This is a genomic window from Hoyosella sp. YIM 151337, assembly GCF_026041215.1.
GTDB lineage: Bacteria > Actinomycetota > Actinomycetes > Mycobacteriales > Mycobacteriaceae > Hoyosella.
The window spans coordinates 1-25,956 of the sequence record NZ_JAPEIQ010000032.1; the positions used below are offsets into that span (position 1 = coordinate 1).

Annotated in this window: 26 protein-coding genes; 17 read left to right on the forward strand and 9 right to left on the reverse strand. The window is 62.2% G+C overall.

The features are described 5' to 3' along the window. Positions 1-194 precede the first annotated feature (194 nt). The 4 genes from ONR57_RS16900 to ONR57_RS16915 are packed head-to-tail and all read right to left on the reverse strand — an operon-like array spanning position 195 to position 3,899. Positions 195-1,355 (reverse strand): acetyl-CoA C-acetyltransferase, encoded by a 1,161-nt coding sequence (locus ONR57_RS16900; protein ID WP_265124697.1) that lies wholly within the window; start codon positions 1,353-1,355, stop codon positions 195-197. A gap of 8 nt (positions 1,356-1,363) precedes the next feature. Continuing rightward, positions 1,364-1,960, reverse strand: coding sequence for a TetR/AcrR family transcriptional regulator (locus ONR57_RS16905; RefSeq protein ID WP_265124698.1), 597 nt, complete (start codon positions 1,958-1,960; stop codon positions 1,364-1,366). 8 nt (positions 1,961-1,968) lie between these two features. Then, positions 1,969-2,751: an SDR family oxidoreductase gene (locus ONR57_RS16910; RefSeq protein ID WP_265124699.1), complete on the reverse strand. Its 783-nt coding sequence runs from the start codon at positions 2,749-2,751 to the stop codon at positions 1,969-1,971. Then, on the reverse strand, positions 2,748-3,899 hold the full coding sequence (locus tag ONR57_RS16915) for an acyl-CoA dehydrogenase family protein (RefSeq protein WP_265124700.1): 1,152 nt from the start codon (positions 3,897-3,899) through the stop codon (positions 2,748-2,750). Before ONR57_RS16915 ends, ONR57_RS16910 begins: the two co-directional genes overlap by 4 nt. A gap of 101 nt (positions 3,900-4,000) precedes the next feature. Between ONR57_RS16915 and ONR57_RS16920 the strand changes: the two genes are divergently transcribed. The 14 genes from ONR57_RS16920 (at position 4,001) to ONR57_RS16985 (ending at position 18,380) form a co-directional block, all read left to right on the forward strand. Continuing rightward, a complete protein-coding gene (locus ONR57_RS16920) occupies positions 4,001-5,614 on the forward strand; it encodes a FadD3 family acyl-CoA ligase (RefSeq protein ID WP_265124701.1) in 1,614 nt (537 codons plus the stop codon). Continuing rightward, positions 5,611-6,471, forward strand: a complete 861-nt coding sequence (locus ONR57_RS16925) for an enoyl-CoA hydratase (protein ID WP_265124702.1) — start codon at positions 5,611-5,613, stop codon at positions 6,469-6,471. Before ONR57_RS16920 ends, ONR57_RS16925 begins: the two co-directional genes overlap by 4 nt. A 3-nt stretch (positions 6,472-6,474) precedes the next feature. Next, the gene (locus tag ONR57_RS16930) at positions 6,475-7,608 is read left to right on the forward strand and encodes an acyl-CoA dehydrogenase family protein (protein ID WP_265124703.1); all 1,134 of its coding nucleotides are present in this window, start codon (positions 6,475-6,477) and stop codon (positions 7,606-7,608) included. Between the two features lie 3 nt (positions 7,609-7,611). Further along, entirely contained in the window at positions 7,612-8,598 is a 987-nt protein-coding gene (locus ONR57_RS16935; RefSeq protein WP_265124704.1) for an acyl-CoA dehydrogenase family protein, read from the forward strand. Then, positions 8,595-9,719 (forward strand): acyl-CoA dehydrogenase family protein, encoded by a 1,125-nt coding sequence (locus tag ONR57_RS16940; RefSeq protein WP_265124705.1) that lies wholly within the window; start codon positions 8,595-8,597, stop codon positions 9,717-9,719. Before ONR57_RS16935 ends, ONR57_RS16940 begins: the two co-directional genes overlap by 4 nt. Positions 9,720-9,911: 192 nt before the next feature. Next, the gene (locus ONR57_RS16945; RefSeq protein WP_265124706.1) at positions 9,912-10,793 is read left to right on the forward strand and encodes an SDR family oxidoreductase; all 882 of its coding nucleotides are present in this window, start codon (positions 9,912-9,914) and stop codon (positions 10,791-10,793) included. After that, a complete protein-coding gene (locus ONR57_RS16950) occupies positions 10,790-11,239 on the forward strand; it encodes a Zn-ribbon domain-containing OB-fold protein (RefSeq protein ID WP_265124707.1) in 450 nt (149 codons plus the stop codon). The genes ONR57_RS16945 and ONR57_RS16950 overlap by 4 nt, the downstream gene beginning before the upstream one ends. Further along, positions 11,236-11,718 carry a Zn-ribbon domain-containing OB-fold protein gene (locus tag ONR57_RS16955; protein WP_265124708.1) on the forward strand — a complete coding sequence of 161 codons (483 nt, stop codon included), beginning with the start codon at positions 11,236-11,238 and terminating at the stop codon, positions 11,716-11,718. Before ONR57_RS16950 ends, ONR57_RS16955 begins: the two co-directional genes overlap by 4 nt. Continuing rightward, positions 11,718-12,785 (forward strand): lipid-transfer protein, encoded by a 1,068-nt coding sequence (locus ONR57_RS16960; protein WP_265124709.1) that lies wholly within the window; start codon positions 11,718-11,720, stop codon positions 12,783-12,785. The genes ONR57_RS16955 and ONR57_RS16960 overlap by 1 nt, the downstream gene beginning before the upstream one ends. Then, positions 12,782-13,948 (forward strand): thiolase domain-containing protein, encoded by a 1,167-nt coding sequence (locus tag ONR57_RS16965; RefSeq protein WP_265124710.1) that lies wholly within the window; start codon positions 12,782-12,784, stop codon positions 13,946-13,948. Before ONR57_RS16960 ends, ONR57_RS16965 begins: the two co-directional genes overlap by 4 nt. Next, on the forward strand, positions 13,945-15,168 hold the full coding sequence (locus tag ONR57_RS16970; protein ID WP_265124711.1) for a beta-ketoacyl synthase N-terminal-like domain-containing protein: 1,224 nt from the start codon (positions 13,945-13,947) through the stop codon (positions 15,166-15,168). Before ONR57_RS16965 ends, ONR57_RS16970 begins: the two co-directional genes overlap by 4 nt. Continuing rightward, positions 15,158-16,780, forward strand: coding sequence for a fatty-acid--CoA ligase FadD8 (fadD8, locus tag ONR57_RS16975; protein WP_265124712.1), 1,623 nt, complete (start codon positions 15,158-15,160; stop codon positions 16,778-16,780). The genes ONR57_RS16970 and fadD8 overlap by 11 nt, the downstream gene beginning before the upstream one ends. Positions 16,781-16,836: 56 nt before the next feature. Next, positions 16,837-17,712, forward strand: coding sequence for a TIGR03619 family F420-dependent LLM class oxidoreductase (locus tag ONR57_RS16980; protein ID WP_265124713.1), 876 nt, complete (start codon positions 16,837-16,839; stop codon positions 17,710-17,712). Positions 17,713-18,068: 356 nt separating this feature from the next. After that, entirely contained in the window at positions 18,069-18,380 is a 312-nt protein-coding gene (locus ONR57_RS16985; RefSeq protein ID WP_265124714.1) for a hypothetical protein, read from the forward strand. Between the two features lie 105 nt (positions 18,381-18,485). Here the strand turns inward: ONR57_RS16985 and ONR57_RS16990 are convergent, their stop codons facing one another. The 4 genes from ONR57_RS16990 to ONR57_RS17005 form a co-directional block, all read right to left on the reverse strand. Further along, positions 18,486-18,830 (reverse strand): hypothetical protein, encoded by a 345-nt coding sequence (locus tag ONR57_RS16990; protein WP_265124715.1) that lies wholly within the window; start codon positions 18,828-18,830, stop codon positions 18,486-18,488. Positions 18,831-18,968: 138 nt separating this feature from the next. After that, positions 18,969-19,655 carry an HAD family phosphatase gene (locus ONR57_RS16995; protein ID WP_265124716.1) on the reverse strand — a complete coding sequence of 229 codons (687 nt, stop codon included), beginning with the start codon at positions 19,653-19,655 and terminating at the stop codon, positions 18,969-18,971. Continuing rightward, positions 19,636-22,011: a glycoside hydrolase family 65 protein gene (locus ONR57_RS17000; protein ID WP_265124717.1), complete on the reverse strand. Its 2,376-nt coding sequence runs from the start codon at positions 22,009-22,011 to the stop codon at positions 19,636-19,638. Before ONR57_RS17000 ends, ONR57_RS16995 begins: the two co-directional genes overlap by 20 nt. Positions 22,012-22,017: 6 nt before the next feature. Continuing rightward, positions 22,018-23,046, reverse strand: a complete 1,029-nt coding sequence (locus tag ONR57_RS17005; RefSeq protein WP_265124718.1) for a carbohydrate kinase family protein — start codon at positions 23,044-23,046, stop codon at positions 22,018-22,020. A 487-nt stretch (positions 23,047-23,533) separates the two neighbouring features. Between ONR57_RS17005 and ONR57_RS17010 the strand changes: the two genes are divergently transcribed. The 3 genes from ONR57_RS17010 (at position 23,534) to ONR57_RS17020 (ending at position 25,417) form a co-directional block, all read left to right on the forward strand. After that, positions 23,534-23,749 carry a hypothetical protein gene (locus tag ONR57_RS17010; protein WP_265124719.1) on the forward strand — a complete coding sequence of 72 codons (216 nt, stop codon included), beginning with the start codon at positions 23,534-23,536 and terminating at the stop codon, positions 23,747-23,749. Positions 23,750-23,805: 56 nt separating this feature from the next. Next, on the forward strand, positions 23,806-24,738 hold the full coding sequence (locus tag ONR57_RS17015) for a LysR family transcriptional regulator (protein ID WP_265124720.1): 933 nt from the start codon (positions 23,806-23,808) through the stop codon (positions 24,736-24,738). A gap of 79 nt (positions 24,739-24,817) precedes the next feature. After that, positions 24,818-25,417: a TetR family transcriptional regulator gene (locus ONR57_RS17020; RefSeq protein ID WP_265124721.1), complete on the forward strand. Its 600-nt coding sequence runs from the start codon at positions 24,818-24,820 to the stop codon at positions 25,415-25,417. 277 nt (positions 25,418-25,694) lie between these two features. Here ONR57_RS17020 and ONR57_RS17025 read toward each other — a convergent pair. After that, positions 25,695-25,956 (reverse strand): transposase (locus tag ONR57_RS17025; protein WP_265124722.1); only part of this gene is annotated, 262 nt, incomplete at its 5' end.

The following is a 25,956-nucleotide window of genomic DNA, read 5'->3' on the forward strand; positions in this document are numbered from 1 at the left end:
TCACCGCCCGCCTCGACGCCGCCTCCCACGTCCACACCGGCACACAAGCCCAACTCTGGCTCAACACCGACAAACTCCACATCTTCAACGCCACCACCGGCGAAAACCTCACGGAACAATAGTCCGTCGGCTCAGTGTCGGTCCCCCTGGCTGTACTCACCCAGGGGGACCGACACTTCTCTGTAGGTGAGCGACTACAACCGCTCGATGATCGTGACGTTCGCTGTTCCGCCGCCTTCGCACATGGTCTGCAGCCCGTAGCGGCCACCGCGGCGTTCGAGCTCATGCAGCAGCGTCGTGAACAGTTTCGCGCCTGTCGCGCCGATGGGGTGGCCGAGAGCGATTCCACCGCCGTTGACATTGACCCGGGCGGGATCGGCACCGAGTTCGTCGATCCAAGCGAGGGCAACGCTCGCGAACGCTTCATTGACCTCAAAAAGGTCGATGTCGTCGATCTTCAGTCCGGCTTTGCGCAACGCGACTTGCGTCGCAGGAATAGGGCCGGTGAGCATCCACACCGGATCAGCGGCGCGCACCGAGAGGTGCTGGATTCGGGCTCGCGCGCGGAGTCCGTGTTTAGCCGCATAGTCTTCGGAAACAACGAGTGTGGCGGCAGCGCCGTCACAAATCTGGCTGGCCACCGCCGCAGTGATGCGGGACCCCTCACTCAAAGGCTGCAACGTCGCCATCTTCTCCAAAGTTGTTCCGCGCCGCGGGCATTCGTCAACGGTACAATCGCCGAGCGGGGCCAGCTCAGCATCGAAGCGGCCCGCATCGATCGCGTCGAGAGCGCGCTGGTGACTCGCCAGGGCGAACTCTTCCATGCGCACCCGGCTGATGTCCCAGTGCCGGGCAATCATGTCGGCACTATCAAATTGGGAGACGGTCTCGGCACCGTACCGCTCAACCCAGCCTTTGGAGCCTGTGAATGGATCGTCGAATCCATATGCGCGCCCGGCGAGCATCGCGGCACTGATCGGAATTTGGCTCATGTTCTGAACGCCCGATGCTATGACCGCGTCGGCGGTCCCCGACATGACGGCCTGGGCGGCGAAGTGAACAGCCTGCTGGCTCGATCCGCACTGCCGGTCCACCGTCACGCCAGGCACATGCTCGGGCAGGCCGGCAGCGAGCCACGAGGTGCGCGCAATATTGCCTGCTTGGGAACCAAGCGTGTCTGTGCAGCCCATGATGACGTCGTCGACTGTCTCCGGGTCAATCCCTGTGCGTTGCACCAGTGCTGACAGAATATGCGCACCAAGGTCAGCCGAATGGACGGCACTGAGTCCACCGCCCCGTTTCCCTACAGGTGTACGGACGGCGTCAACGATGAGCGCTTGTGGCCTGGAATTCATGAAGCTCCTTATTTCCGCGCGATCCCTTCGAGCACAATCCCGAGGTAGCGCTCCGCGATTTCACTTGCCGCCAGCCCGCGTTCCGGGTGGTACCACCCGACCGCGACCCAGACGGAATCGCGAATGAAGCGGTACGTGATTTCCACGTCGAGGTCAGCGCGGAATACGCCCTCAGAAACTCCTTCAGCAAGCAGCGACATCACAATGTCGCGGTACTGTTTGTTGCGCTCGATGAGATAACTGAACCGGTCGAACTGCTGTAGATACTTGGATTCATGCTGGTAGATCGCGACCGCGTCGCGATGATTGTGAATGCTTTCGAATGACGTTGCGATGATGGCCGCGAGCTTCTCTCGCGGGCCTGAGTTCGTCGCCATAATGGCGTCGTACTCGGCGAACAACTCGTCCTGAAAGGACCGGATGATCTCGTCCACCATCGTCTCTTTCGAGTCGAAATGGTGGTACAGGCTGCCGGACAGAATCCCGGCCGCCTCGGCGATGTCGCGCACCGTGGTCGCCTGGAACCCCTTCTCTGCGAACAGCCCGCAGGCGAGGGTCAATAATTCGCCTCTGCGGCCAGTGCTGAGTTTGGTTGTTGCTGGCATCGTTCACCTCACGGATGTTGGCTGCTCACGGATATAACCTCCCCAGTAAGGTATGACGAATAGTCGCTTGCGAGGAAAACGATGACGTTGGCAACCTCCCACGGTTCCGCGGCCCGGCCGCTCACCTCCCGCTGCTCGAGTTCTCGAAGCAAGTCTTCGGACGTCACCTTCGCCAGGAACGGATGTGCCGCGAGGCTGGGCGCGACCGCATTGACACGGATCCCGTGGTCAGCGACATCTACTGCCGCACAACGAGTGAGTGCCATGACACCCGCCTTCGCAGCGGCGTAATGCGCCTGCTCTGCTTGTGCGCGCCACCCGATCACGGATGCATTGTTGACGACGACGCCACCACCGCCCTGCGCAATAAACTGGCGCAGCGCTGCACGCGTTGCGCGAAACGTGCCATTGAGTGACACGTCGATAACACGCGACCATTCATCATCGGTCATGTCGACAATGCTTTTCGTACCGCCGAGGCCAGCATTGTTGATCATGACGTCGATTCGGCCAAACATACGGACCGCCGCCGCGATCAGGCCCTGAACGGCATCCTCCGACGTCACGTCGCAGACCTCAGCGTGCACACGTGCCGGAAACGCTGCGTCTAGCTCCGCAGCCTTTTCCTTGAGTCTGCGCTCATGCCAATCGGAGACGACCACGTTTGCGCCCTCTTCCAGGCAGCGCTGTGCGACGGCTGACCCGATGCCGGTTCCGGCCGCTGCGGTGACAATGACGGTTTTGCCAGCTAGCAGATCGCGTCCGGCTGGCGGGCTAGGAAGCGGAATCATTGACGCACCTCGCGGGGTAGTTGGAGCACACGTTCAGCGATGACATTTCGCTGAACCTCGTTAGAGCCGCCGTAGATGGTGTCGGCTCGGGTGAAGAGGTAGAGGCGTTGCCAGTCGTCGAGGTCATACCCTTCGCCTACGGTGAGGCCGCTGGCGCCGCGCACCATCATGGCGAGGTCGCCGAGGTCACGATGCCAATTCGACCAGAGCAACTTCGACGCTGCGGCGGTGCCCGCGTCGGCGTTGCCGAGTGAGCGCAATGCGTAGGCACGCATAACGTCGAGCCGAACGCACGCGCGTGCAATCGCGCTGCGAACGGCGGCGTCGTCATATGCGCCGGTCGCCTTCGCCTCACCAATTACCGCGTCTAGCTCACGGCGGAACCCAATCTGCTTACCGAGTGTGGCGATTCCGCGCTCGAATGCGAGCGTCCCCATGGCGACGCGCCAGCCCTCTCCCGGTTCGCCGACGATGCAATCCGCTGCGGTCCGTGCACCGTCGAAAAAGACCTCGTTGAATTCTGAGGTACCGGTGAGCTGTTTGATGGGCCGCACCTCGACACCCGGCTGTTTCATCGGGACGAGCAAATATGACAGGCCGCGATGACGCTTCGAGCCTGGCTCGGTCCGCGCAATGACGAAACACCAGTCCGCAACGTGCGCGAGTGAGGTCCATACCTTCTGACCGGTGATCACCCACTCGTCGCCGTCACGGACAGCGGTTGTCGCTACCGACGCGAGGTCTGAACCCGCGCCTGGCTCGGAGTACCCCTGGCACCACAGTTCGGTGACATTCTTGATGCCGGGAAGAAACCGTTTCTGCTGCGCGGGCGTACCGAACTCGATGAGTGTCGGACCGAGCAGTTCTTGTCCCATGTGGCTCACTGTGGCGGGAGCGCCGGCTCGCGCATACTCCTCGTAGAAGATCACCTGCTGCTGCAGTGTGGCTCCCTGCCCGCCATGTTCTGGCGGCCAGCCAACGCAGGTGAATCCTGCGGCGGCGAGATGACGCTCCCACTCGATACGTTCGCCGAAAGCTTCATGTTCCCGGCCTGGCCCTCCTAATCCGCGCAGGTGGGCGAAGCGTCCGCTGAGGTTGTCGTCGAGCCAGGAACGGACGCGTGACCTGTACGCCGAATCCGATTCCATTTGAATTCCCGGTCCCTTCTGTGCTGCTAGCCGGGCTTACTGGCAAAACTATTTGAATACCCGTAGGCTACTCTACCAAGCACTTGCTAGGGAGGTGAGATATGAGCTCGGAAGACTATCGGGGGACGGTGCCCGGGGCGCTCCTTGCGGCTGCCGAAAAGTGGGCTGATCACGACGCGATCATCGATGGGGCAACCCGGCTGACATACCGTCAGCTATACGACCGCGTTGCCCAGTGCGCTGGCTACTTCATCGCCGCCGGCGTCCGTCAGGGTGACCGTATCGCGGTGTGGTCCCCCAATTCCCATCACTGGGTCATCGCCGCGCTCGGAGCACTCACCGCAGGGGCGACACTAGTGCCGATCAACACCCGGTTCACCGGCGGTGAAGCTCTCGACATCCTCGACCGGACCCGAGCGGCAGCACTCATCGTCGCCGGGCCATTCCTCGGGACCGACCGTTTGGCTCTGCTGCACGAGACCGCAGGCGATCTCGAAAAAACTCTCCCCTCCCTCACCACGATCGTGCGTGTACCGATCGAGGGGCCACTCGATCCCGTGGCCGGAGCGGTGACGTGGGATGAGATGACCGCTGCCAGGGCCAGCAGCGAGGAGATCGAGGCCCGCGGATCCTCTGTCACACCAGACGACGTCTGCGACATCCTGTTCACCTCTGGCACTACGGGACGCAGCAAAGGCGCAATGAGCTCGCACACCCAATCCCTCGGTGTTGCGGCGGCGTGGGCCAGCATCGGTGGCGTCACGCAGCAGGACCGCTACCTTATCGTCAACCCGTTCTTTCATAGCTTCGGCTACAAGGCTGGCATCCTTGTCTGCCTCCTAACCGGCGCAACGATCTGCCCGCAACCGGCATTCGACGTCGAGCAAGCATTAGCCCTTGTCGAGCGTCAAAGAATTACCGTCCTGCCCGGCGCTCCCACGATCTATCAAATGATGATCGAACACCCCAAGCGTGCCGCCCACGACCTCACAAGCCTCCGCCTCGCCGTGACCGGGGCAGCGACCGTCCCTGTCACGCTCGTCGAACGAATGCGCAGCGAACTTGGATTCACTGTGGTTCTCACGGCCTATGGGCTGACCGAGGCCGTCGTTGCCACCATGTGCCGCCCGGAGGACAGCGCGGACACGATCGCCAATACATGCGGCCGCGCCGCAGCAGGATTCGAGGTCCGCGTGGCACGGCCCGATGGAACTGATTGTTCCCCAGGCGAACAGGGCGAGGTACTGCTGCGTGGGCCGAACGTGATGCTCGGCTACCTCGACGACACTGAAGCGACGCGCGCAGCCGTTGATGACGACGGGTGGCTCCACACCGGTGATGCAGGCACTCTCACGACGGCCGGCTATCTCAAGATCACTGACCGCATTAAAGACATGTACGTCAGCGGTGGGTTCAACGTGTACCCCGCTGAGGTCGAACAGTGCCTCGCACGTCTGAAGGGGGTGGCCGAATCAGCGGTTATCGGTGTACCGGATAAGCGGCTCGGCGAAGTGGGGCGCGCGTATATCCGTGTTGAAGATGGGCATTCACTTGCCGCCGACGACGTCATTACCCACGCCAAGCAACATCTCGCGAATTACAAGGTGCCGCGGCAGGTGGAGTTCATCGACGCGCTTCCCCGAAACCCGGCCGGCAAAGTTCTCAAACGAGATTTGCGCACGCAGGCTCTTCAAGCGCTTCAGGAGGTTTCGTGACAACCACAACCGACAGCGAGGTCGTCACCTATGAGCGGCGCGGCCCCGTCGCCATCGTGACGATGAATCGGCCCGAGTACCGCAACGCGCAGAACTCCGCGATGACGTATGCGCTCGACGCGGCGTTCACCCGCGCGGTAGAGGACGCGGACATCAAGGTGATTGTGCTTGCGGGAGCGGGCGAACACTTCTCGGCCGGGCATGACATTGGGTCGCCCGGCCGAGACGTCAGCGTGCACTACGAGAACAAGGCGGTGATGTGGTGGGATCACATCGGTCGCGACGGCGGTGACCAGCGCTTCGCCCGCGAAAGCGAGGTATATCTGGGCATGTGCCGCCGCTGGCGGGAAATCCCCAAACCGACAATCGCAAGCGTGCAAGGCGCCTGCATCGCAGGTGCCCTGATGCTGGCATGGGTGTGCGACATGATTGTTGCGTCCGAGGATGCCTTCTTCGCGGATCCCGTGGTACGCATGGGAATTCCGGGCGTCGAGTACTTCGCACACCCCTGGGTACTCGGGCCCCGAGCGGCGAAAGAGATCCTCTTCACCGGCGAGCGGTTCAGCGCGGCACAGGCGAAAGAGTGGGGCATGGTCAACCGCGTGGTCCCGCGTGATGACCTCGAGAGCGAAACTCTCGCTTTAGCGGGAAAGATCGCCGAAATGCCGTCGTTTGGCCTCGCGCTCACCAAGAAAGCAGTCAACCAGGCTGAAGACCTGATGGGAATGCGCAGCGGCATGGACTCCGTGTTTGGCCTGCACCATTTTGCGCACGCGCACAATGCGGAGGTCTCCGACGGAGACTCCCTCGGCGGGCAAACCGCGAAGTCGATGGCTGCACAAGCGAAAAAGGAATGACCAGTGGACCTCGATCTTGACGCGCATACCCTCGCGTTCCGCGGCGAGGTGCGCAACTGGATGAACGACAACCTCAGCCATATGCCGCGCGAATCGTACGACACCCCAGCAGGTTTCGAAGAGCACCGCGCCTGGGAGCAGCGGCTCGCTGACGCACGTCTTTCCGTCGTATCCTGGCCAGCGGCATTCGGCGGGCGTGACGCGTCCCTGCTGCAATGGGTAATCTTCGAGGAGGAGTACTTTGCGGCTGGCGCGCCCCCACGGGTCAGCGCTAATGGCATCAACATGCTGGGACCGACGCTATTCTCACACGGCACAGACGAACAGCGGCAGCGCATACTCCCGCGCATGGCCTCAGGTGAGCAGATCTGGGCGCAGGCATGGTCCGAGCCAGAAGCTGGCAGCGACATCGCGTCACTGCGCAGCACCGCAACTCGCACCGAAGGCGGCTGGCTGCTCAACGGCCAGAAAACGTGGAGTTCTCGCGCCGCCTTCGCAGACGCCGCGTTCGGGCTGTTCCGGTCCGACCGCGACAGTGAACGCCACAGAGGGCTGACCTACGTGATGTTCGACCTGCGCGCGGACGGGGTGCACGTACGCCCTGTTGCGCAGCTCGACGGCGAAACCGGGTTCGCGGAGATCTTCCTGGATAACGTGTTCGTCCCCGACGCCGATGTCATCGGAGAGTCCGGTGCCGGGTGGCGCGTTGCTATGACGACAGCCAACAACGAGCGCGGGCTGTCGCTGCGCAGCCCCGGGCGGTTCCTCAAGGCAGCTGACCGCCTCGTCGACCTTTGGCGTGACAGCGCTGACCCCGCCGACACTGATCTCGCGAGCCGCGTCACGGATGCGTGGATCGCGGCCCGCGCCTACCAGCTCTATACCTTCGGCACCGTGAGCCGCCTCGAAAGGGGGGCCGAGCTGGGGCCGGAGTCGAGTGTGAACAAGCTGTTCTGGTCAGCTCTGGATATCGACCTGCATGAAACCGCTCTGGACCTTCTCGGCCCAGCCGCGGAACTCCACAGCGAATGGCAGGACGGTTACCTGTTCGCGCTGGCGGGGCCGATTTATGGCGGAACTGACCAAATCCAGCGCAACGTCGTCGCGGAACGACTGCTCGGCCTGCCTCGGGGGTAGCTGATGAACTTCGCACTTTCCACGGAACACCGTGATTTCGCCGCCAGTATCGGGCATCTGCTGGAAACCTCAGACGTGCCCGGTGCGATCAGATTCTGGTCGGCCGGCGAGCACGGCCCCGGACTCAAACTGTGGCAGGGCCTGGCGAATCTCGGCGTCTGCGCGCTGCTCATCCCTGAAGAACACGATGGCGCCGGCGCAGACGCGGTGGACCTTTCAGTCGCGTTCGAGGTGCTCGGTTACCACGCGGTACCTGGCCCAATCGTAGAGTCTTTCGCAGCTGTGCCGCTGCTACTGCGGTCTAACGACGACCTTGCGGGACGCTGGCTGCCCGCGATCGCTCGCGGAGAGAGTCTCGCGACGCTTGTGATGCCACCCCACACGCCGTTCGCGCTCGACGCGGACGTTGCCGACGTGCGCATCAGCGCCGATGGCGGCACGCTGGCATCGTTCGTGCCCGCTGCACAGGAACGGTCCGTCGACGCGGCACGACGGCTCTTCCGCGTCAGCCCACAGCGTTCGCTTGCCACAGTCGACGCGGGAGCTGCTTTCAATGCGGCCGTCCTCGCGTCAGCGGCGCAACTGCTGGGCCTCGCACAGCGCATCCTCGATGACACTGTCGAATACGCGAAACAACGACGTCAGTATGGAAAACCAATCGGGCAATATCAGGCGATCAAACATCTGCTGGCGGATTGTGCGACGGCTGTCGAGTTAGCCCGTCCACTTGTTCACGGTGCGGCGGTAGCCGCCGCATCGGACGCGCCGGCCCTGCCGCGCGATGTGTCCGCGGCACGCGTCGCGACCGCCAAGGCTGCGTATCTTTCAGCACGTACCGGCCTTCAAGTACACGGCGCGATCGGTTACACCGCAGAGCACGACCTTGGGCTGTTTTTCACCAAGGTGCGCGCCCTGCAGACGGTGTGGGGAACACAAGCATTTCACCGCGAACGGGTACTTCGCGCCGTCGCGCAAGGAGCAGCGGCATGACGATGGTCGTACAGCCAGCGCAGCAGGAGCACGCCGAACTAGGACGCACCATCAGAAGTGTCCTTGCTCGCAAGTCAAACCTCGAGAAGACGCGCGCGATGACCGCATCCGCAACCGGTTACGACAGCGAACTTTGGTCCACGCTGTGCGGCCAGGTGGGTGTAGCGTCGCTGGCAATTGACGAGGAATACGGCGGCCTGGGCGCAGGGATCAGGGAACTTCAGATAGTCGCGGAAGAACTCGGACGCGAACTCACTCCGACACCGTTTCTCAGTAGTGCGGTGCTCGCCGCCCGGGCGCTCGTGCACTCCGGCGACGACGACGCGAAGCGGCGTCTGCTCCCCCCGATCGCGGAGGGCACGGTAACCGCGGCTCTGGCCTGGACCGGGGCGGATGGCCGATGGCGGACCGACCGCGCAGCATTCACGGCTGAGAGGCGCTGCGATGGTACGTATCGCCTCTCTGGCAGCGCCGAATACGTACTCAACGGCGACACCGCAGAGTGCGTACTCGCCGTCGCCCGCGTTGAGGGCGAGCCGGCGAAGCTGGGGCTGTTCGAGGTCGATGCCAGCGACCCCGGGGTGGTCCGTACCGCAACCCCCACAATGGATTCGACGCTGCGCCTGGCGTCTGTTTCCCTCACGGAGGTAGCCGCGGAACGTGTTAGCACATCCGACTTTGCTCCAGCGTTGACGCAAGTACGCGACGAGGTGTGTGCCGTGCTCGCGGCGGAGCAGATCGGTGCGGCTGATCAGGCACTCGCCGACACGGTGTCGTATTCGAAAGAGCGCGTTCAGTTCGGCCGTCCAATCGGCAGCTTTCAGGCGCTCAAGCACCGGATGGCCGACCTCTACGTCCTTGTCGAGTCGGCGCGCGCTGCGTGTTACGAGGCCGCGGATGCGCTGGATAGACACGATCCTGACAGTTCGCGAGCAGCGCTAGTGGCGCGGGTCGCATGCAGCGAGGCACTCTCCACCGTCGCAGCCGAGATGATCCAGTTACACGGGGGCATAGCGATTACGTGGGAGCACACTGCTCACCTGTACTTCAAACGCGCGCATTCAAGCAGCCAACTCTTCGGGCAGCCTCACCACCGGCTCGCGGAACTGCTGGCGAAGTAGGGCGGACGGGTCCGCCGCACCGTCTTCGCGGGGGCCTTCAGGCCCCAATGCGAGCCTGCGCCACTAGATAGAACACGTTCCTTTTTATCGCTCTAATTTGATTTGATACCCTTGCGACACAATGAGAACATGTTCTACCGTGGGGCTATCATGTGGCGGCTAACCGGCCGTGCTGAACATCGGGGAACACGCATGCGCGAGCACAAAGAGCGGAACCGGCTTCAGGGAAAGGTGGTCGCGATCACCGGCGGCGCGCGCGGTATTGGAGCCGCCACCGCGGCAGTGTTCGCGAAGGCGAACGCGAAGGTTGTCATCGGTGATATTGACCGGGTGGCCGCCGGTAAGACTGCTGCGGCGATCGGCGCGGGAGTAAAGGCACTCGCCCTGGATGTCGCCGACAGTTCGAGCTTCTCCACCTTCCTCGACGAGGTGCAGGCTCAGCACGGGCCGCTGGATGTCCTGATCAACAATGCGGGCATCATGCCTCTCAGCCGCGCCGCCGAGGAACCAGGCACGACAACCGCCCGGATTATCGCTGTGAATCTGCAGGGTGTCATTCACGGCTGTAAGCAGGCGCTGCTGCGGATGAAGCCGCGCGGCAGCGGCCACATCGTCAACGTCGCCTCCATCGCGGCGAAAGTGCCCTTTCCGGGGGCGGCCACGTATGCAGCCAGCAAAGCTGGCGTGGTGGCGTACTCCGACGCACTGCGGGCCGAACTTCGTGGTTCGGGTATCGACGTTTCCTGCGTGCTGCCGGGGATCATCGATACCGAACTCGCAACTGGGATCGCCGTGCGGGGATTTGACCCGATAGCACCGGACGAAGTGGCTCGCACACTGCTCGACGTAGTCGAGCACCCGCGTTTCGAAGTTTTCGTGCCCCGGCAAGCGGGGATAGTCCTTAAGGCTACGTCCCTCGGCGGACGCCGGCTTTCCGAGGTGCTCCAGCGTGCTCTGCACGCGGACACACCCATGCTCGAGGCGATCGGCACACCCCAGCGCGCGAACTACGAGAAACGGGCCCGACAGCGGCCAAGCGAACAGATGCGGACTCAGCAGAAGGAAAATCCGTGAGCAGCGAGGTGAATAGCACCAGCCTGACTGCGCCTTACTCGATCGAGTTCCCGTTCGAGCGCACCGTCGGCCCCAAAATCGGAATGTTCCTCGGCGGATTGCGCGACGCGCGAATGTTTGGCGTTCGCACACCCTCCGGTGTTCTCTGCCCGCCACTAGAGTTTGATCCGCAGACTGGGGCGGAGACTGGCGAACTCGTTGAGCTCCAGCCCGCGGGTACGGTGATCGCCTGGACCTGGGTTCACTCACGGCCGGGTGACCCACTCCCGCATGACTTTGCGTGGGCGTTGATCAGCATCGACGCCACGGTGGGTTCACTGTTGCATGCGGTGGACACTGGCGCAGACGCCGCCCGAATGCATACCGGGATGCAGGTCCGGGCGCGCTGGCGGGCTGAACGCACCGGCACGCTTCGCGACATCGAGTGCTTTGAGGGCGTCTCATGACGGCGCCACTACCGGAACCAGTCAGCCTCATGCCCAGCCCATTTCAGATGAACTACACCTATGTTGCTGGTGGGGGTCGTTCGGTTTTCCTGCGGGGGCTCGTGGGCAAAAAGCTTCTGGCACGACAGTGCCCCTCGTGCTCGCAGACCTACCTTCCCCCTCCGGAGTTCTGTTCCCGCTGCCTGACAAGGCTAGGCGTGCCATTCGCACTCGAAGGGCGCGGAACGATCTCAACCTTCTGCATTGTCAGCTTTCCTTTCCCTGGACAGGTTTACGAGCCGCCGTACGTGGTGGCGCACATCAACATCCGCGGCACGGGAACCCGTCTCATGCACCTTATTCGGGAGATCCCCGCGAACGAGGTGCAGATCGGAATGGACGTCGAAGCGGTGTGGGTATCCGACGACGAGCTCGCACCGTCCCTTGCCAGCATCCGGTACTTCCGTCCAGTGACGGATAGCTCGGAGGGACCTCGCTGATGCGTGACGTGGCAGTGATCGCATTCGCGCAATCTCCTTGTCAGCCCGCCAACCGTCATGACGATATGGCAGAGATCCTGCTTCCCGTCATCCAGGAAGCACTGAGTCAGGCGGGCGTCGAGCGTGACAGGGTCGACTTCTACGCCTCGGGCAGCCACGACTTCTTTGAAGGACGCACCTTTTCCTACATCGAGTCACTCGACGCGGTGGGCGCATGGCCACCCATATCCGAGTCACATGTCGAGATGGATGCCGCATGGGCGTTCGCGGAAGCCTGGACCTGGCTGCAACTCGGTGAGGGCGACATATCACTGGTGTATGGCGTCGGGCGGGGCTCACTCGCCACTGACCTCGACCAGGTACTGCCTACACAGCTCGACCCGTACCTTCTGACACCGCTTCGGCCACACCGGGATGCGCTCGCCGGACTGCAGGCAGCTGCCCTGCTCGACGCCGGACTACTCACAGAACGCGCAATGGCCGAGACGGTGCAGCGCTGTCTGGGCGACGCCACAACAAACTCCGCCGCGCTAAAGGCCGCTCACCACACCCTCGACGAACTTCTGTCCGCGCCCTATGTCGCCAGGCCGTTACGGACGCACGACGTGGGGCCGACGGGAGATGGCGCCGCGGCAGTTGTCCTCGCTGCGGGGAACATCGCGCGCGAGCTGTCAGAAAGGCCAGCGTGGGTGCGCGGCCTCGATCACCGAATCGAAACCCACTACCCCGGCATGCGTACCCTCACCGAGTCCGTCTCCACTCGAACCGCTGCCCATCGCGCCGCCGAACTCGCGGGCTTCGCCGCGATGGACGTGGACGTCGCAGAACTTCACACCGAGTACAGCTACCAGGAGTCGCTGCTGACAACCGCGCTGAATCTCAAAGACGCAGACATCAATCCTTCCGGCGGCCCCCTTGCCGGGCGGCCTATGACCGCGACCGGGCTCATACGAATTGGTGAGGTCGCCCAGCGCATCCTCGATGGGCGGGGTGACCGGGGGCTGGCCCACGCGACAAACGGTCCGATTTTGCAGCACAACCTCGTCTGCCTGATGGAGGGAGAGTGAGTAGCCACCTCGCGGTCGTTGGAATCGGCCAAAGCAAGCAGGCCAAACGTCGCGAAGTGACCGTTGGCGGGCTTGTTCGCGAAGCAGTCGCCGCGGCAATGGCTGACGCGGAACTGGAATTCAGCGACATTGACGCTGTCGTGCTCAGTAAGACACCTGACCTCTTCGATGGCGTCATGAATCCGGAACTTTACCTTGCCGATGCGATGGGCGCGGTCGGACTCCCAGTGACGAGAGTATTCACCGGCGGCAGCGTCGGCGGCCACGCCGCGATCTACGGCGCGCACCTCATCGCGGCAGGGCTCGCCAAACGTGTGCTCGTGGTGGCTTATTCGAAAGAATCAGAGGGAAACTTCACCTGGGCGCTGTCACGCCCCCTGCCATTCAGCGCGCAACTCGGTGCGGGCGCCGGAGGACACTTCGCCCCCGTCATCAGGGAGTACATCCGCCGTTCGGGCGCGCCCGAACACATCGGCTGGAAGGTGGCGGTCAACCACCGGCTCAACGGCGTTCGCAATCCATACGCCCACGTACGCCGTCCAGATATCACCATCGACGAAGTACGAGAATCACCGATGCTGTGGGATCCGATCCGGTACCTCGAGTCGTGCCCATCCTCGGACGGCGCCTGTGCCATCGTTGTCACCGCGGAGGAGTACCGGCCCCAGACCGCCCGCCCGCCAGCGTGGATTCACGGAATGGCGTGGCGAACCGAAACCGGCCACTTCGCGGGCCGCGATGAAGTCAATCCGCAAGCTGGGAGTGATTGCGCGGCCGAAGTCTTTCAGCAAGCCGGAATCACCGATCCAGCACACGAAATCGATGTCGCCGAACTCTATATCCCGTACAGCTGGTACGAGCCGATCTGGCTCGAAAACACCGGCCTCGCCGAGACCGGCGAAGGCTGGCGCCTCGTCGATGACGACCGCACCGCCTTCGGCGGTGAGCTGCCTGTCAACCCGTCCGGTGGCGTGCTGTGCGGAAATCCCACTGGCGCCACCGGGTTGCTGCGGTTCGCCGAAGCTGCCTTACAGGTGCGCGGTCAAGCCGGTGACCATCAAGTTGATAAAGCACGCCGAGCCCTGGGCCACGCAATGGGAGGGGCCTCCCAGTTCCACGCCATGTGGGTAGTCGGCGCCGACAAACCAGGGGGATCTCAATGAGCGACCGCGCATTCGTAGCCGGCGTCGGGATGACGAAATTCGACAAGCCCGGGGCCCGGCAGGTGACGTATCCGGAACTGGTTGCAGAGGCAGTCAGCCAGGCCCTCGTGGACGCCGGCATCAGCTATGACCAGGTGCAGCGAGCGGCTGCAGGCTACGTATTCCAGCCTTCTGCGGCAGGCCAGCGCGCACTCTATGACGTGGGGCTGACCGGCATCCCAGTCGTCAACGTCAACAACAATTGCGCAACGGGTTCGACAGCATTGATGCTCGCCACAGAATGGGTGCGCAGTGGACTGGCGGACGTCGCCCTTGCGGTTGGCTTTGAGCAGATGACTAAGTCCGCGATGCAAGGCGGCACCGGCACGGCAGTGACCACCGTGGATCGTCACCTCGACATTATGACGCGGATGCACGGCTTTGGCGCGGCACCAATGACTGCGCAATTTTTTGGCCACGCCGCCGCCGAACACATGCAGCGTTTCGGCACGACTGCGGAGCAGCTGGCCGCTGTGGCGGTCAAGAATCACGAGCATTCGGTGCGCAACCCGCTCGCCCAGTTTCAGAACCCCTACACCATCGAGCAGGTGCTCAACGACAAGCCAGTACACGGCCCGTTGACCCGGTCGCAATGTTCACCCATCTCTGACGGCGCCGCTGCCGCCGTGGTGGTGAGCGAGCGATTCGCCCGGGCCCGGAAATTGATGGGCCGGACCGTCGAAATCATCGCGCAAAGCCTGGTCACGGACACCGTGGCAAGCTTCGAATCGGAGTCGATGATCGACACCGTCGGCGCGCCAATGAGCCGCACCGCGGTGCAACAGGTACTGGACACGGGCGGGGTCACCATCGACGACATTGACGTCATAGAGCTGCATGATTGCTTCTCGATCAACGAAATAATCACGTGCGAGGCAATGGGTATGTGCGCCGCTGGTGAGGGTGGCAAGCTCGCCCAGTCGGGGGCCACCACGTACGGCGGGAAATGGGTGGTCAACCCATCCGGCGGACTCATCTCGAAAGGTCACCCACTCGGCGCGACCGGGCTCGCGCAGTGCGCTGAACTGACGTGGCAGCTGCGCGGCGAGGCTGGTGAGCGCCAGGTTCAAGGTGCGCGCGTGGCGCTCGCACACAATCTGGGGCTCGGCGGCGCGTGCGCCGTCACCCTGTACCGCGCACCCAGCCTCACAACAGCGGAAGGAAAAACCAATGATCGGTGACTCGATGCGCCAGCCCGTTCACCTCGGACACGCCCTCGTCCGGGCGCTCGACCGGCACCGTGAGCGGCCGATCCTCGAACTGGGCGACACCACGCTGACCGGACAGGAAACGGCAGCACGGATCAGCCAGTACGTACAGGCGTTCGATGCGCTCGGCATGGGCACGGGCGCACCGGCTGCCCTGCTTTCACTTAACCGGCCCGAGGTCCTCCTCACCATCGGCGCGGGCCAGATTCTCGGGTCGCGCCGCACATCCCTGCATCCGCTGGGCTCCGTCGACGACCACGCTTTCGTCCTTTCTGACGCCGGGATTACACACCTGATCATCGACCCGGTCCCCATGTTTGTGCAGCGGGCGCTCGAACTGCTCGACGCTGTACCGACTCTCAGCCAGATAATCACCTTCGGCCCGGTGCCCGAGAAACTAAAGCACACCGGCGCGCGAGACCTGACCGAGTGCGCCGCCGCATACACCCCGCAACACCTCGAGGCAGCCACACTTTCGCCGGACCACATCGTCTCAATCACCTACACCGGAGGTACCACAGGCAAACCGAAGGGAGTCATCGGGACGGCTCAGTCCATACTCACGATGACACAGATTCAGCTGGCCGAGTGGGAATGGCCGGACGCGCCCCGATTCCTCATTTGCACGCCGTTATCCCATGCAGGCGCAGCCTTTTTTGCCCCCACGCTCATCAAGGGCGGGTCACTGGTGGTCCTGCCCAAGTTCGATCCGGCCGAGGTGCTCCGGACCATCGAGGAGGAGCGCATAACCGCCACCATGCTCGTGCCCACAATGCTCTACGCACTACTTGATCACCCTGACTCGCACAAGCGCGACCTTTCGTCGCTGCAAACGGTCTACTACGGCGCCGCGGCGATCAATCCAGTGCGGCTGCGGGAAGCAATCGACCGGTTCGGCCCGATTTTCGCACAGTACTACGGCCAGTCCGAGGCGCCGATGGCGATCACATACCTCGCGAAGGACGAGCACGACGAGGCGCGTCTGACGTCGTGCGGACGTCCTTCGGCCTTTTTGAAAACCGCACTGCTTGATGCGGATGGCCAGCCTGTCCCGCCTGGATCGCCCGGTGAAATTTGTGTCGCCGGCCCCCTCCTGGCTGCGGGTTACCTGAACAGACCTGAGGCCACTTCGGAGACATTCCGTGACGGCTGGCTGCACACCGGTGACGTGGCGAAAGCTGACGAGGATGGCTTCTGGTTCATCGTCGACCGGATCAAGGACATGATCGTCACCGGTGGATTCAACGTTTTTCCGCGCGAGGTTGAAGACGCAATCGCAACACATCCAGCAGTCGCGCAGGTTGCAGTCGTCGGTGTCGCAGATGATAAGTGGGGCGAAGCCGTCACTGCGGTGGTGGTACTACACAAAAGCGCTGCTGTGCAGCCAGATTCGGAAGGGGCCGTGATCGCAGAGATCAAAACAACTGTGCGCAAGCGCAAGGGCGCGGTTCACGAACCCAAGCACGTCATACTGGCGGACTCGCTGCCCGTGACTCCTCTCGGCAAACCTGACAAGAAGGCACTGCGGTCGCGTTTGCACGAGGGTGCAGCGGTGCTGGCGCCACAAAGGGTCAGCGGCATCTGAGACACAGCCGAGCCACCGCACGAAAATCACCATTCACGCCAGGAAGGACCGCAACTGTGCGATTCACTTACGCCGAAGCGATGACGGATCCCGATTACTACATACCGCTCGCGCAGGCCGCTGAGTCCGCTGGCTATACGAGCATCACGGTGGCGGACAGCCTCGCCTACCCGCGAATCTCTGACTCGAAGTATCCCTACACTCCGGACGGGAGCCGGGAGTTCCTCGAAGACAAAGCCTTCGTCGAACCCTTCGTCCTGATCGGGGCGATGGGCGCCGTGACGAACACCCTTCGATTCGTCCCCTTTGTGCTAAAGCTGCCTGTACGCCCGCCCGTCCTCGTTGCGAAACAAGCGACGTCACTCGCCTACATGACCGGGAATCGGCTTTCACTTGGGGTTGGGCTCTCGCCCTGGCCGGAAGATTTCGACCTCATGGGGGTGCCTTTTGCCCGGCGCGGAAAGCGGATGGACGAGTGCATCGATATCCTTCGTGGACTGTCGTCCGGGGACTATTTCGAGTACCACGGCGAGTTCTTCGACGTGCAGGAGATCAAGATGAATCCCGTGCCGACCGAACCTATTCCAATTTTGCTCGGCGGCCACAGCGATGCCGCGCTGCGACGCGCTGTGAAACGTTGCGATGGGTGGATGCACGCCGGTGGCGACGCCGATGAACTCGACCACTTATTGAAGCGTCTCAGGGAGATTCGCGAGCAGGAAGGCAAACAGGACGAACCGTTCGAGATTCACGCCATTTCGCTCGACGCCTACACCGTCGATGGCATCAAACGCCTCGAAGACAAAGGCATCACCGACGTGATTGTCGGTTTCCGGATCCCCTACATCACGGGCCCCGACACTGAGCCTCTTCAGAAGAAAATCGACAATCTGAACCGGTACGCAGACGCGGTGATCGCGAAGGTGAGTTAGAGCCTTTGGATCCTGCGGCGTGAATCACATATGCGGGCCTAACGGAAGCGTTTGCCTTCGTCGCGCTGATAGCCCCAGTCGGCAGCAGTTCAGCGCGCCAACTACCAGACCGGCGGCGCGACCTACACCCGATAGTCGTACGGCCTGTTTAGCACAACGCTAAACAGGCCGTAACGCCTTCGTACATGCTCATTGCGAAGTCGCTTGGGTGCGACATATTCGATCCACCAAGCGCGCAGCGACGGGCAACTGGTGCGCTGAGACCACCCCTAGGGGGTCTTCGATTCCACTGTGCCAGCGGACATTCTGAGATGACTCCGCTCGAACAGGTCGGGCGGTTCCCTCTAGGAGGAACATTGATCATCCGTTTCCGGTCTGCCGCCGCCAAAGCTTTCCTTGTCACCGCCCCGGTTGCACTGGCGATCGGCGCGGCACCATTTGCTTCGGCTGTCCCGAACACGGATGGCCCGAGCGGCTTCCCTGGCTATTGCGCGGTCGAGGAGCAGGACGCGAACGGGGAAGTTCGCATCAAATATGTTCCAACAGGGACGCGGCAGGGGCCGCTCGTGTGCAATGCGGATGGCGAGTGGGAGATCGTGTGGAAAGTCAACCATTCCACTCCGCGTTACGACTCAACTACGTCGGGCGGCGTCTACGCGATTCACTAGACCACGACGCGCTGCCCCCACCAAATCCAACTGCGCAGGTCAGCTACAACTGGGCCATTCGGGCTGTTGTAGTTGACCTGAGCAGATGGATTTGGGGTGGGTGGGTCAGGATGCCAGGGAGCCTGAGTCGATTTCCACGATGGCGACGTCGGGGATCAGCAGTGCTCCCGGTGTGCAGGTCACAGTGACGAGATCCAGCAGGGCGGTGTCGCTGAGCAGAACCATGAATGCATTGCCGTCGGCGTCGGCCGTACCACCGAATACCTGCGGAGGAATCGTCACGCACATTGCGTCCGGCTGAGCACCTGAGACGGTGACTATCGTGATCGGGCCGAGTCCGACCGCCGAGGCCTCAAAGTCATTAGTGTCAGCCGAAGCCGTGCCCGCCCCGACCACCGCAAGCGGGAGAGCTGCGGCTGCGGCGAATAGACCGCGCGTAATTCTTCGCATAGGGATTTCCTTCCGCAAGGTTCAGAAACGAAGTGGTGGAACCACTTCACGCTGATTATGTCGCTTGCGGAGTCACCCGGACGCGAATTGGGCGTTTTCGGATACGACCGGCGCTGCACCTCAGGTAGGCAAGCAGAGTTACGTCGCCACCAACTCACCTAAGTCGCCAACGACAACGTCCGCGCCATTCTGCATCAATGTGTCTCGCCCGGCTCCGCGATCAACGCCCACAACCCGGAAATGCCCGGCCCGCCCCGCCGCAACCCCCGAAACCGCATCCTCCACGATCACGGTACGTGTTGGTGCAGCGCCGAGCAGTTTCGCGGCGTATTCGTAGGTATCGGGGGCAGGTTTGCTGTGTAGCCCGTGTTCCGCAGCGACGGTCCCGTCGACGACCGCAGGAAACCGGTCGAGCAGCCCTGCCGCCTCGAGAACTGCCGGAGCGTTGCGCGAGCTGGAGACAACCGCGACAGGAATGCGGTGCTGCTGCAGCCAGTCGAGAAAGCGCACCGAGCCAGGGAAGACCCGCACTCCGTCGGCATTTAGCGCCTGCCGGAACGCCGCATTCTTCTGGGCACCGAGCTGCGTGACTTCATCCATCGACAGCTCAATACCGCGTGAGCCGAGCAGCGATTGGATGCCTTTCAGGCGCTGTTTACCGTCGAGGTACGCGTAATAATCGGCTACCGAGTACGGCGTGACACCGCCATAAGCATCAAGGAACTCGCCCATCACCTTGGCCCAAGCGCGTTCATGCGCGGCGGCGGTGTCGGTGAGCACGCCATCAAGGTCGAAGAGCACTGCCTCAGCTTCCAATATGTGCACGCTCTGCCCTTTCCGAACGTTGAAGCTCAACGGTGCAGGGAATACCCGCTGTCAACTCAATCGGCTGCCCTTGCACCATGACGTTTTCTCTGGTTTCCGGGCTCGCGTCGAGCTGTAGCGTCATGTCGCTGTGACGAACGGACACGCTCAGGCGGCTCCCCCGCCACCGGAGCCGAAACCTTATCTCGTCCCATTCAGGCGGCAACCAAGGATTGAAAGTGGGAGTCCCGTTCATGACACGGAAGCCACCAAAGCCAGAGACAAACGCCTGCCACGTGCCTCCGGCGGACGCAGCGTGAATGCCTTCGTGTGTGTTGCCCTGGTTGTCAGCCAGATCAACGAACGCGGATCGTGTGAAGTACTGGAGTGCTCGAGTGTGGTCTCCCACTTCGATTCCCATGATGGCGTGAATTGCCGGGCTCAGCGATGACTTGTGCAGGGTGCGCGCTTCGTAATAGTCGAAGTTGGCGCGCTTAGCGTCCAGCGCGAACTGGTCGGGAAGCAGATACATCAGCATCACGACGTCCGGCTGTTTCAGCAGATCGGTATCTTCGCAGTTGAAATGGTGGTAGCCCTCAGGGTATTGGGGCATGTTGTTGTCGTCCCACATCGTGATAGGGACGTGAGTGCGGTCGAAGTACCCGTCGAATTGTTCGATGACGCCTGAGTTGTTCGTGCGGTTGGCGGCGATCAGGGATGCGATCTCGCCCCACTGTTCCACTTCACGAGCCGTGAGCTCGATCTTGTCGGCGATCCGTGCGAGTGCCTCGGGGTTGTTCGCCTGCAGCTCGCGGTAGATGCGGAGGGCCTCGCCGAACTGCCATCGCACCAACGCATTGGTGTATGCGTTGTTGTCGACATGGCTGTGGAACTCATCCGGACCGATGACGGAGTTGAGCTCATACGCGCCGCGCGAACGGCTCCACGTGACGCAGTCGGCCCAGTACCGGCTGGTCTCAAACACAATTTCGGCGCCGAAATCAGCCAGAAACTCGGTGTCGCCAGTGGCGGCAACGTAGGTGAGCACACCGTACGCAACATCCGCGGTGATGTGCAGTTCTTCCTCGCCCATCCAAAGACGCTCGCGACCGTCCGCGGTCCACTGGGGGCATTCCTCACGCCCGGAATCAGCGGACTCCCACGCGTACCGGGCTCCCCGGAACCCGCTCTTGCTGGCGATAATCCGGGCACCGTCGAGAGTGTGGTAACGGTAGCGCAGCAGCGCCTTTGCCGCGTCGGGCTGGGTGTAAATGAAGAAGGGCAGCATCAGGATCTCGGTGTCCCAGAAGATGTGTCCTCGGTAGCCTTCGCCGGATAAGGATTTCGCTCCGATACTGACAGTCGGATCGTCCTCGTTGACCGCGATCAGCAGTTGGTAGGCATTGAATCGCATGGCCTTCGTTGCCTCGGCATCACCGACAATTTCGGTGTCGCAGTCGTCCCACTTGCGGGTCCACGCCGTCTTGCTGTCCGCGAGGACCGCGTCGAAACCCGCGGCCCGGTGCGCGGCGAGCGCTTTCTGGCACGAGTCGTATACGGCCGCATTGTCGCGTGACGTCACGATGCTCACGAACTTGTCGAGCCGGATCGTTTCTCCGGCAGCGGGAGTGAACGTGAGAACGTCAGCGATGCGCGCGTGCTGTTCGCGCACCGCGTGCGACCGAGGCGTGACGCTTGTTTCGGTTGCAGCGCTGTAACCAATGTCGATTCCACTCGAAATGGTCCGCATGCCAAGGTGAATCGAACTATTGGCAGCAAGCCGCCCCGTCTCCGCCAAGTGGTTCGTTTTAGCCCACTTCTCCCACTTGATCTCCGGCGCGAACTTCGTTCCGGGCGGATACGCCGGTTTACGTTCAAGGTTGCGGCGGCGACCGTCGATCGACGACTCGACGACGATTTCGGCTTCGTGGTTGTCGGCGGTGACTTCGGCGCGCAACACGCACAGCCGCCGGTCGGCCATGCTCGCGAACCGAATTGTCTCCAGCGTGGTTTCGCGCCCCAGAGAGTCTCGGAACGTCGACTTGCGCCAAAGCACTCCGTGCCGGATGTCCAGCGCCCGTTCATGTGTCACGACCGAACACGTATCGATATCCATTCGAACACCGCCGACAGTGACGACGAAGCCGAGCCAGTCCGGCGCGTTGACCAGATCGATGACTGGGGAATCGTGACTGTCGTAAACACCCGCGAGAAATGTGCCAGAAAGTTCACCCTGATGACCCTCCTCGAACGAGCCGCGCGTGCCGAGCCGCCCGTTCCCGATGGTGAACACCGTCTCGTGGTAGTTGGCGCGGCCGCGGGAGAACCCCGATTCCGTGATGAGCCAGTTCTCTGTGCTGAGGTAGTTGTGCAACATGGCGCGTCACCGTTCCTGAGACATCGCGGGCGCAACGGATGGACCGCTGCCAGACCCGTAGATGACTTCTATTTGACGTTTGGTTTCTTCGAGCGACTTGTAGATCGCGAGTTCAGAGCCTGCACAGCGCTGAGCCCCCATCGCGTTGCCGTAGCGTGCGGCTTCGATAAAGTCTCCGTGCTCGAGGTATCCAAACGCCATGCCAGCGGCGAAAGAGTCACCGCAGCCTGTTGTGTCGACGACATGCTCGACGGGGATACGGCCAACGATTTCTTCGCGAATCAATCCGTCACGGTCGCGGTAATAGACCACGCACCCTTCCTCGTCGAGTGTCACGCACAAGGCGCGGATCCCATGGTCGAGGCAGTGCTCAGCGAACTGCGGCAGCTCGTCGCGAGAGAGTTCCGCTCCGATTGCTGGTCCGTCGTCCCGTTCCGGGAACCAGCTGCAGCCAGCCTCCTCCAGGTTCATTTTCAGGATGTCGATGTACGGCAGCCATGTGTCACGTTCCACCCAAAGTCTGTTGAACCGTTCGCCGCCGCGAGTGAGCGTGACAGTGGGACCATGACCGTCGAAAACGATGACGCCGGCGCTGTGTGACTTGATGTATGCCAGTGTCGCCGGGCCCACCTCGTAATCGGTGATCGGCACGCAGACAAACGCGTCCGCATCCAGGGCGAACTCGACATCCTCAGGCAGAATTGGCGCCATAAACCCAGTCTGCCGTTCGATCCGGGTGTTCTGGTCGACGTACTCCAGTTCGACGATGTCGCCCTGGTTGGTGATCGATCGGATACCCCGCACATCGACATTGCCGAAGCGTGAGAGCGCTTCCTTGATCGGCGCTTCATCCTCCCGCCGCACGTGAACGATAGGGCAGATCACGTCATCTGGCCCCATAAGGGCGGACAGGGCCGCAGCCGTGTACAGGGTGCACCCAAACTTTTCGAACACCTCCCCCCGGTGCGTCGTGATCCGGTCGTGTGGGATCGGTCCGAGAACGGCTACTTTCCGTCTCGTAAGGCTTGCGGCCATGTGGGTACCTGACTCTCTGGCAAGAAGGCGAGAAGCTGGGTCTGTTCAACCTCGGAGTGTGATTTCCGTCATAGTGAACCACGATGGACGACTTTGTTCAAGAGTTGAATTCGTAAGGCCAGAACCGCCGCGATCGAGCGATAGCGGTTTGGTACCACACGTCACCATTGTTTTTGTTATCAACACCTAACGGAAAATCTAGGTCATCTGTAGTTATTGCTTAACACATACTGGGTGTGTGCTCAGCCAGCCAGCTGCGCCCACACGCCGAACCCTGAACATCCCACGACGCAACACATCGGGCGGTTTAGCACAACGCTAAACCGCCCGTCGCAAGCAGTTTGAGGAAGGCATTCCCGCTCCGACTGCGGTGTATGGATTCCTAACACTATGGCGAAAATATACTGACTATTTACATATTGCTATCACTGTGCGATTCTCGTACAGATCTTCTCAAACTGTATCGGAGGCGACATTGGACCCGTTTGTGATTCACCTTACCGCGATGATCCTGGTGCTGCTCTCACCCGCTTTCATGCCGATCATTGTGCCTGCGGTGTGCTGGATTAATGAACGGTTCTTCGCACCGCCACCAGCAAGGGCACGGAAGGCGAACGTCACGCCGCAACCCAAGCCAGCCAGCATGATCACTCTTCCCTCGACCGCGCGGGCCAAGACTGAACCACTCAAGCAAGCCGCCTGAAAAACTGTCAGTCAAGCGCGCGAAAAGCTCGATCCCCGTCTGGTATCCATGACTGCATGCTGCTGCGACAACTGGAGTATCTCACCGCGCTGGCACGAGTCAGTCATTTCGGTCATGCAGCAGAAGCGTGCCACGTAACCCAGCCCGCTCTCTCGGCGGGCATCCGGAAGCTTGAAGCCGAACTCGGGGTACAAATCGTCCAGCGCGGCCAGCGGTTCGAAGGGTTCACCCGCGAAGGTGAAGCAGTTCTGCACTGGGCGCAACGCATGCTTGCCGAACGGGAGGCTCTCGATCAGGCGATTTCGGGGATGCGCGCTGGCCTTTCCGGGGTGATGCGCATTGGGGCGATACCTACCGCGCTAGGTGTTGCTTCGCTGCTCACCGCACCAATGCGAAAGCAGCACCCCAAAGTCCAGTTTTCGTTGCAGTCGATGTCATCACGGGATATCGTCACCCGCCTGAACGACTTCGAGATTGACGTAGGGATGACCTATATCGACGGTGACCCGCTTGGGCGCGTGCGCGTGGTCCCCCTCTATCGCGAGCGATACCTCTTTCTGACACCGCGCGACGGCGAGTTGGCCCAGGACGATGCGATCAGCTGGGCAGCGGCAGCATCGGCGCCGCTCTGTCTGTTGACGCCCGTAATGCAGAACCGGCGCATCCTTGACGGCTTCTTCGCGGAAGCGGGTGCCGAGGCGCGGCCGGTAGTCGAAACCGACACAATCTCGGCGATCTACGCCCATGTCGCTGCGATGCGGCTTTCTAGCGTGATCCCCCACGCCTGGCTCTATGGATTCGGAGTGCCACCAGGCATGCGGGCCATCCCCCTGCCGCAGCCGAAGCGGTCATACCAAGTCGGACTCGTGCTCACCGGGGGTGGCCCCGAGTCTCTCCTTGCACGCGCACTGGTGAGCCAGGTTCGTGACGTGGACATGCCCGGGGTGCTTGATAGGGCAGTCACACAGCAGCTCAGCGAGCAACGCTGAGGTCAAGGAACCGCGAAGAGACGTACGGGCACAGGTGACCCTGCGCCCTTGTGCGTCGTCGCCAAGTAACATCTGCCTCATGGCAGAACCAACGTCGTTCCAGGCGGAAGTCCGGCGAATGCTGCACAACCGGATACTCGACGCGGCTGCGGAAGTGACAGCCGAACGGGGTTGGGGGGCTGTCACCATGTCGGGGATCGCCAGCATGGTCGGTGTCAGTCGACAGATCCTCTACAAGGAGATCGGCGCAAAGAATGCGCTCGGCCACGCGCTAGTTGCCCGGGAGACGGACCGTTTTATCGCCGGCGTGGCGGAGCACATTAGCGCACACCCTTCCCACCCGGCCTTGGGCCTCGCCGCAGCTGCGGAGTTCACGCTCCGCGCCGGAGCCGACAATGCTCTTATCCGTGCGATCGGGGCCGGCACGGCGGGCGGCGATACCGAGTTGCTCCCTTTGCTCACGACCAGCACGGGGCCGGTGCTCGGCCGGGCAATTCAAGAGATCACCGAGATCATTCACGATGTCAACCCGGATCTCCGGGCGAAACTCACCGTCGCAGATACGGTCGAAGTCGCAGTACGCCTCACCCTCAGTCACCTGCTCTCCCCGCTCAGCACGCCCGAGGGAGCGGCCGACCAGATACGTCACGTCGTTATGCAACTGCTTGACGATGCGTAGTCTCAGTTCGGCGCCTTCGCCGACAGCGGTTGACCTGTGGAGATGGCTGGCCTCGCCGCGCAGCGCCGCGTGCCTAGTTCACGACGGTCGCCTCTGAGCAGCCCACATTAACCGGTGAGCGGCGGTACGAACGTACATGGAACTTCGGCCTGCAGTCCGGGATCCAGTGCGTTAAGCACGTAAGCCGCAGCACGGGGCTGCGATGGCAAGGTGATGTCAACTACCCGCCCGTGAACGGGCGGGCTTGCAGCTGTTGTCCCTGACTGGCTGCCAGGTTTCACGCCGCGCCAGGGGCCGTTGACTGGGCCCAGGTGCTTGCGGCTCGGTAGGCGATGTTGTCGCTACCGAGGATGTCTGCGTGTTCTGCGGTGTATCCGCAGAATCGGCATACGAACCGGGCCTGGCTGGTCCGGTTCCGTTTGTCGATGTGCCCACACGCGGTGCAGCGGCGGCTGGTGTTCCGAGGATCGACTTGAATCATCGGAACACCAGCTCGGGCTGCTTTGTAGGTGAGGAACGCACCCAGTTGGGCGAACGCC